Genomic DNA, 1,563 nt, shown 5'->3' on the forward strand with positions numbered 1-1,563 from the left:
TGCGTGGTTCGACGACTTTCAGTCGTCGGCACCGAAGTGCGCTAACCCACCTACTTCAGTAGGTGGTAGTTAAGTTTGTAACACACTGACATTAGGTAAAGTCTCTTCGCTATACAAATCAGAAAACATAAGTTTCGATACAGTTCTAAACATTAGATACTTGCAAGATGAACCGCATTTTCGTGTGCATGAGGTAACATCCGAAAACCCTGAACAATTACTCGATGGTCTGTACATATTTCACAACCCATTTGCCAAAAACAAATTAGAGATCGATACGTTTGATAAGTTGGCACAATTCTCTATGGATGAATATGGGCTACATCAAATTGACAATTATCCTCTAATTGTTTCTAGGTTTCACACCAATATGTTGTCTAGCTCAATAATTCCAAGTATAAAGACTGATGCTTTTTTAAGCTACAACCCTGAATATTGTAGGCGAGAACTCAAAAAAGAGCGCAGTCTTTTAAAGCCCGCTAAAAGCGAAAGTATCAGGCAAAAGAAAAAAAGGACAAATAAAATTGCGAAGGCTTCTCGCAGAAAGAACAGATAAAAACACTTCAATGTTAGTAATGGTTTACCAACGCTCGCTCTTCGCTCAAATCAGACTTTTGGATCTTGCGTACCGGTAGTTTTGTGCCAAGAGCAGGCCTTGCAAACGCGGTTGTGTTTCAATCAATAGGTACAGGCAGCCTCGGATTACGTACTAATTATAATAAATTAATTCAATGAATTACTATTGCTCTATTGATATTTTTTACAATAGCGCTAGGTTAGACAACCGTAAGATTGTGAGTGGGCTAAGGCGTTTACTTATTGACAGATCTTCGTTCAGAAGATGCTTTATTAGTGAAAAATTATGCCCCGGTAATTTTACTTACCCAATCTTATAACACGTTTACCTATCAGAATAAAAAGGTTAAAAAATAATGGAAGAATATAAAAAATCTTGTGAGGACGAGCTTGATTGGGTAATCGTGAATCAACTCCATGAAGCTACACTGCAAATGAGCAAGAGCTGTTTTGAGTTCAAAAAAATATGTATAGGACTTATCGGTGCAACTTTAGCAATATTAGCAAAGCTTACCGATGGTAAACTTGATCATTCTTATTTTTATATAACACTTATTCTATGTTCTGGTTTCTGGATCGCAGATTTTTCTGCATATTATTTCCAGAGGAAAACCAGGATGGCTATGAATAGAAAACTTGCGGCATTGGCCAATAGGAATTCCATTAAAGACTATCCATCTGATAATCTTGAGGTAACTTGGCTTAAAGCAGCATTTAACCATTCAATGGTTCTATACTATGTTTTTGCTTTCATTGAAGTTAGTGGATGGCTTGTTTATGTAACTATAGGTAAGTAGTATGAATATTTTTGTTAGCTATACGACTAGAGACGATAATGTTGATAAAACCTTACTAGAGTCCATATCTGAAATCGTCTCGCTTTATGGTCATTGCTACATCGACCTACTACATAAGTTAATCAATGAAATTATCTGCACTTTTGTTATAGTCGGTAATACAATACACTGACTTACCGCGTCCACTAAT

The 1,563-nt window shown here is 36.4% G+C and carries 1 protein-coding gene; it reads left to right on the plus strand.

Features of this window, described 5'->3' with window-relative positions; all coding sequences use genetic code 11:
• Positions 1 to 932: 932 nt before the first annotated feature.
• Positions 933 to 1,373 carry a hypothetical protein gene (locus NXS07_RS19910; RefSeq protein WP_046336335.1) on the plus strand — a complete coding sequence of 147 codons (441 nt, stop codon included), beginning with the start codon at positions 933 to 935 and terminating at the stop codon, positions 1,371 to 1,373.
• The last annotated feature ends 190 nt before the right edge of the window (positions 1,374 to 1,563 follow it).

Source organism: Xenorhabdus bovienii, from assembly GCF_024721015.1.
GTDB classification, from domain to species: domain Bacteria; phylum Pseudomonadota; class Gammaproteobacteria; order Enterobacterales; family Enterobacteriaceae; genus Xenorhabdus; species Xenorhabdus bovienii.